We start from the raw sequence: 6294 nt of genomic DNA on the forward strand, positions 1-6294 counted from the left end.
GGAGGCCCCCTGGGCGTCCTGCCTCCCGCACCGCGCCCTTCGGCCCGGAAGCGACGCGCAGGCGTCACGTCCGGGCCGCAGGTCCGTCACGGCCCCCGCGCTACCGCGCCGTAGTGCCCGGTGCGAGGTACGTGTGCAGCAGCGCCGTCCGTCCGTCGGCCGTCGTCCAGTCGCCCGAGCGGCTGGAGACAAGGCGCCAGCCGGCGCCCTCGTAGAGCGCGACAGCGGGCCCGCCACCGTCCTCCACCTCCAGGACCAGCCGCAGACCCCCGGCTGCCGCAGCTGTCGTCGCCGTCGCGAGCAGCGCACTCGCCACGCCGCGCCGCCGGGCCGACGCCGTGGCGAACAGCCTTGACACCGAAGCCAGTTCGTCCGGCGAAAGCCCCACCTCCGCGGCCATCGCATGGCCGGTCCGGGTGAGGGCGACATGCCCCAGGACGTCCGTGCCGTCCATGGCCACCCAGGCGTCGAGCAGACCGTCGGGCGTCAGCCAACTGCCCGGGTCGGCCGGCCACCGCGCCGGGTAGCGGTCCCTCTCGTGCACGGTGGCCAGCGCCTCGACGCACGCCGTCATGTCGTCGTCGCGGCGGCGACGGATTCCTGGCTCTTCCATCCCTTGATCCTCACACGCCCCGGGCCCGGACCGGCTGCCGGGGGCATGCCGTTGCCTGCCGTCGCACCTGTGCGACGGCAGGCAACGGGTCACCGCGGCGGACCCGCTACGGCTGTTCGGCGCCGTGCTGCGCGCTCACCTCGTCGGCGGTCAGGGCCTTGTCGTACACCTTGACCTGGTCGATGGAGCCGTTCCAGAAGTCGCCCTTCTCGCCCGCGTACTGCGCGCGGCCCACGGAGAGCGGGCCGGTGCTGACGTCCGCGGAGCCGGCCGGGGCCGTGGCCGCGAGGCTGCCGTCGACGTACAGCTTCAGCTCGTCGCCGTCGCGCACGCCCACCAGGTGGTACCACTTGCCGGTTTCGGGCGTCATCTCCGCCCGCGCCCGCTTCCCGCCCGGGGTACTGAAGGCGAACGCGCCCTGTCCGTACTGGAGATAGAACGGATTCTCCGTACGGCGGCCGTCCTGGCTGACCACCGTCGCGTAGTTGCCGGGCAGCGCGTCGAGCGAGGCCCAGGCCGAGACGGTGTAGTCGCCGGTGGTGTCGATGACCGGGCCCGCCGTCTGGGCGTACTGGCCCTCGCCGTTGAACTTCAGCGCCGAGCCCTGGACGCCGGGCGTCCAGGTGGTGCCGGTGGAGAGGGTGAGCGGGATGCGGTTGGGGCCCTGGTCGCTCGCCTTGGTGCCCTTGCCCTCGTCGAGGTTCCAGGCGGCGCCGCCCTTCACCTCGTCGCGGTGGCCGGCGGCCGCACCGGCCGCGATGACCTGCTCGTTGATCTGCCGGACCTTCCTGGGATCGACCTTGATCTCGCGCCGGTCGTAGGTGTAGAGGCCGTTCAGCTCGTTCTCCAGGTCGCTGACCTGGGTGTACACCGAGCCGGACAGTTCGGCTCCGGCAGCCGCCAGGTAGTACGTACGCGTGTTGTCGACGTACTTGGCCGTGAGGGCGTCCTTGTCCGCGACCCCGCTGTAGATCGCCGCGGGGGCACCCGGCCACATGTGGCCTGCGGTACGGAGCGTGAAGCCGCCGTGCTCACCGTCCATCGCCGCCCGGTCGTCCGGGAACGGTGCGTCGTTGTTGACGTAGTCGTGGTGGTCGATGATGTCGCCCTTGCCCGAGTCACCCTTCGACGAGCAGCAGTTGACACCGCTGTGCGCGTTGACGACGCGGGAGGGGTCGGCGGCCTTGACCGCCTCGGTGATCTTGCCGGTCTCGGTGCGGTCCCACTCGCCCCAGCCCTCGTTGAAGACGATCCAGCCGCCGATCGAGGGCGAGTTGTGCAGCTGTTCCATCATCTGCTTGCCCTGCGAGAGGAAGGCCTGCTGCCCCTTCTCGCCGGTGATGTCGGAGGAGACGAAGTCCTGCCAGACCAGCAGGCCGAGCCGGTCCGCGTGGTAGTACCAGCGCGCCGACTCCACCTTGATGTGCTTGCGCACCGCGTTGAAGCCGAGCTCCTTCTGCGCCTTCAGGTCGAAGGTCAGTGCGGCGTCGCTCGGCTGGGTGTAGAGGCCGTCGGGCCAGAAGCCCTGGTCCAGCATGGCGAGGGAGAAGAACGGCTTCCCGTTGAGCACCAGCTTCTGGTAGCCGCCGACCTTCTGGATGCCGAGGGAGCGCATACCGAAGTAGCTGTCGACGGTGTCCTTGGAGCGGCCGTCGGTGAGGGTGACCTCGAGGTCGTACAGGTAGGGGTCGTCCGGGGTCCAGAGGTGCTGCTTCTTGACGGGCAGGCTCAGCGCGCTGTTGGCCGGGCCGGTGACCGTGCCGACGACCTTGCCCTTCTTGTCCCGGGCGACGGCCGTGATCCGCGCACCGGCCGAGGCCTCGGCGGAGTTGACCGTCAGGGCCAAGCGGCCCTTGTCGATGTCGGGGGTGGTCGTCAGGGTGTCCACCGAGGCGGGGGCGACCGGCTCCATCCAGACGGTCTGCCAGATACCGGAGGACGGTGTGTAGACGATGCCGCCGGGGTTGCGGGACTGCTTGCCCTTCGGCTGGTCGTCACCGGTGGTGTCGGTGACCGCGACGACGATCTCCTGCGGGCCACTGCCCTTGACCGCGTCGGTGATGTCGGCGCTGAAGGAGGTGTAGCCGCCGGTGTGCTCGGCGACCTGCTTGCCGTTGACCCATACGCGGGCCTGGTAGTCGACGGCGCCGAAGTTGAGCTTCAGCCGGTTGCCGTCCTTGCCCTTGCCCTGGTCCACGGACCACTTCTTCGGCACGGTGACGAGCTTGCGGTAGAACATGTGGTCTTCGTGGCGCTCAAGACCGGAGAGCTGCGACTCGACGGGGAACGGCACGGTGATGCGCTCGCCGAGCTTCTTCCCGAACACGGGCTGCTCACCCGCCGCGGCTCCGGCGAACTCCCATGGGCCGTTGAGGTTCTGCCACTGGTCGCGGACCTGCTGCGGCCGGGGGTACTCGGGCAGCGGGTGGTTGCGGTCGAGCTTGTCGCCCCAGGCCGTGGTCAGCCGGTGCGTGGAGAGGTTCCTGGCCGTGCGGCTGATCTCGGGGACGGCCTTGCCGCCTGCCGTGAGGCCGCCCTTGCCGTCGTACGCGACGCGGACCTGCTGGCCCTTCTGGACGGGCGCGGCCAGGGTGACGGTCAGCGCCTTGGCGTTGCCGGACGCGCGGGCGACGGACTTCACCGGGATCGGTGAGGTGTCGGCCTCGATCCTGAGGTGGTCCTTCACCTGGGAGAGGTTGCCGACCTTGTCGTCGAACGTCGCCCGGAGCTTCTGCCCGTCGCTCGCGACGCCCAGCCCGACCGGGTAGACCTCGAAGTCGGCCGGCGGGGTGAAGGCCGACTCGGGCACGATCTGCTTCGGTAGCTTCGCGCCGGACCAGCGCAGGAACATGTTGGCGCCGCCGGTGTCCTGGAACATCTCCAGCTTGAACTCGTGCGGCTCACCGGCCTTCAGCGCGAACGGCTCGCTGGTCTGCTCGTTGTCCCAGTCGGGCTCCCAGTGATCGATGACCACCTTGCCGTCGATGAACAGCCGGAAGCCGTTGTCGCCGCTCGCGGAGAAGGTGTAGTCGCCGGTCTCGGGCGCCTGGATGCTGCCGGTCCAGCGTGCGGTGGTGTTCTCGGTCCGGCCGGTCGTGGACTCGAACGTGCCCGTGAGGCCCGGGAAGTTGATCTCCGGGTCGAGGGCGACTCCACCGAGCTTGCCGAAGTCCCTCGCGCCGGGCGCCGACATGCTGAAGTACTCGCCCTTCAGCCCGTGCACGGCGGTGGCCGGATTGTCTGCCCCCGTCACGGAGGCGACGGTGGCGGCAGGGGCGGCAGCGGCGGCGGGGACCAGAGTGGCCCCGACGGGAATCAGCAGCGCGGCGGCGCAGGCCACCGTTCTGAACAGAGCGCGGGGTCGGGGCATTTGTCGTCTCAAGGCGTCGTCCTGTCGAGAGAGCTGAAGTGCCTCAAACCTGTGAGGCACAGCACATAATCGAACATTGAGCCACAGCGTCAAACGCAAAACAACAGTCGTGCACAGGAAATTTTCAACGATAGAAAGATGAGGTGCCACCGGCCGCCCTGGGTGGCGGCGGGCCCCCGCGATCGGTCGCGGGGGCCCGCCGCCGAGTGCGCGCGCGACTACCGCGGCAGCCCCGAAGGATTCGTGGCCCAGGAGGTGTTCGCCTTCTCGGAGAGGCGGTAGGCCAGCGTGCCGCCCCTGGCGAGCAGGCTCGCGTCCGTCCACGAGCGGTCGCTCCGCCTGCCGTTGACCGTCACCGCGTCGACGTACGCGTGCCTGGCGTCGGCGGCCGGGGCGGTGATCGTGATGTCCCTGCCGTGCGGGCGGTCGATGACGGCCCTCGGGAACAGCGGGGCACCCAGCAGCATCGCGCCGCCGCCCGGGGACTGCGGGTACAGCCCCAGCGCGGAGAAGACGTACCAGGCGGACATGGTGCCCAGGTCGTCGTTACCGGGCAGACCGCGCGGGCCCGTGCCGTAGACCGTGTTCAGGATCTCGCGGACGGTCGCCTGGGTCTTCCACGGCTGACCGAGCGCGTTGTAGAGCCAAGGGGCGTGGATACCGGGCTCGTTGGTCGGGTCGTAGCGCACGGAGTCGCCGCCCTTCACCGACCACGAGCCGTCCGCCTTGTGGAAGAAGCCGTCGAGGCGCTGCGCCGCGATGTCCCGGCCGCCCATCGCCTCGGCCAGCCCCTGGACGTCCTGCGGCACCATCCAGGTGTACGTGGCGCTGGTGCCCTGCGCGAAACCGAGCTCGCTGCCCGGAGCGAACGGGGAGACCCAGGAGCCGTCGAGGTTGCGGGCCTGGATGTAGCCGTCGGTGCCTGCCCCGTCGGTGGCTTGGGCGTTGAACACGTTGCGCCACCAGCCACCGCGCTCCTTGAACGCCTTGGCCTCCTTGTCGCGGCCGAGCAGAGCGGCCCAGCGGCCGAGCGCGTCGTCGGCGACCGCGTCCTCCAGGGTCTCGGCGGCACCGCCCCAGCAGTGGCAGACGTCCTGCGGTGCGTAGTGGGACTCCAGGTACTGGGCCAGGTTGGGCCGCTGGCCGGTGCACTGGCCCGGACAGCCGGCGTCCGAGAGTCCGTCGTCGACGGGGACGGTCGCCTGGCGCGCCAGCGACTCGTAGGCGCCCTTGTAGTCGAAGTTCCGTACCCCCATGGCGTAGAACGTGGCGAGGGTGGCCGCGGTGGGGTCACCGGTCATGACATGGGTGGCGCCGTTGATGTGCACCCAGCGGTCCCACACGCCGCCGTTCTGCCGGGCGAAGTTGTGGAGCGACTGGGCGAAGTCCCCGGCGATCTCCGGTTTGAGCAGGGCGAGCAGCTGTATCTGCGCCCGGTACTGGTCCCAGCCGGAGAAGTTGCTGTACTGCGCCCCCTGTCCGCGCTCCACCCGGTGCGGTGCGCCGTCCATGCCCGGGTAGCGGCCGTCGGTGTCGCTGATCACGTTGGGCTGCATCAGGGAGTGGTACAGCGCGGTGTAGAAGGTGGTGCGCTGCGCCTCGGTGCCGCCGCCCGTGCGTACCGAGTTCAGCTCCCGGTCCCAGGTCCGGCTCGCGGCGGCTGCCACGTCGTCCACCCCGGCGTGCGGGGCGATCTCGGTGCGCAGGTTGGCCTCGGCGCCGGCCTGGCTGACGTAGGAGATGCCGATCCGCATGTGGACATCGGTGCCGGAGGCGGTGTCGAAGCCGACCCAGCCGCCCGATCCGCGTCCGGCCCGGTCCGCTCCGGTGGCATAGCCCTCGCCGCCGCTGCCGGCGGTCGAGCCCGGGGCGAGCGTGCCGTCCTTCCAGGTGCCGGTGGTGGAGAAGGCGCGGTCGAACGAGGCGCTGAAGTAGAGCCGGTAGTAGCTCTTGCGGTTGTTGGTGCCTCCGTTGGCCCGCCGTCCGCAGAACGCGCCGGTGAGCACCGAGCCGGTGACCTTGCGGTGCGCGGCGTCGATCTCGACCTGGGCGTCCTCGCTGCCGTTGAGCGAGTTCGAGACCCGGAAGAGGAGACTGGCGGGCTTTCCTGCCGGGAAGCCGAAGTCGGCCACGCCCGCGCGGCGGCTCACCGCGAGGTCCGCAGTGGCTCCGGAGTCGAGACCGACGGTGTAGCGGCCGGGCACGGCGCGCTCGTCGTCGTGCGAGAAGTTCGCGGCGTAGACGGCGTCCTTGGTGTCGGCCGACGGCGACGAGGTGACGTCCCCGACGAACGGCATGATCGGGATGTCAC

3 protein-coding genes are annotated in these 6294 nt (G+C 70.4%); all 3 read right to left on the reverse strand.

Annotated elements, in window-relative coordinates:
• Positions 1–100: 100 nt before the first annotated feature.
• Positions 101–613 carry a GNAT family N-acetyltransferase gene (locus tag J1C73_RS11295; protein ID WP_242644015.1) on the reverse strand — a complete coding sequence of 171 codons (513 nt, stop codon included), beginning with the start codon at positions 611–613 and terminating at the stop codon, positions 101–103.
• Between the two features lie 106 nt (positions 614–719).
• Complete coding sequence (locus tag J1C73_RS11300; RefSeq protein WP_242644016.1) at positions 720–3983, reverse strand: LamG-like jellyroll fold domain-containing protein; 3264 nt, start codon at positions 3981–3983, stop codon at positions 720–722.
• 218 nt (positions 3984–4201) lie between these two features.
• Positions 4202–6294: GH92 family glycosyl hydrolase (locus J1C73_RS11305; protein WP_207316242.1), on the reverse strand; the 2093-nt coding region annotated here is incomplete at its 5' end.

The sequence above is a fragment of the Streptomyces laculatispora genome (assembly GCF_017353455.1).
GTDB lineage: Bacteria > Actinomycetota > Actinomycetes > Streptomycetales > Streptomycetaceae > Streptomyces > Streptomyces laculatispora.

Coding starts and splice junctions, on each gene's coding strand:
- J1C73_RS11300 (WP_242644016.1), bottom strand. CDS start 3,983: ATGCCCCGACCCCGCGCTCTGTTCAGAACGGTGGCCTGCGCCGCCGCG.
- J1C73_RS11295 (WP_242644015.1), bottom strand. CDS start 613: ATGGAAGAGCCAGGAATCCGTCGCCGCCGCGACGACGACATGACGGCG.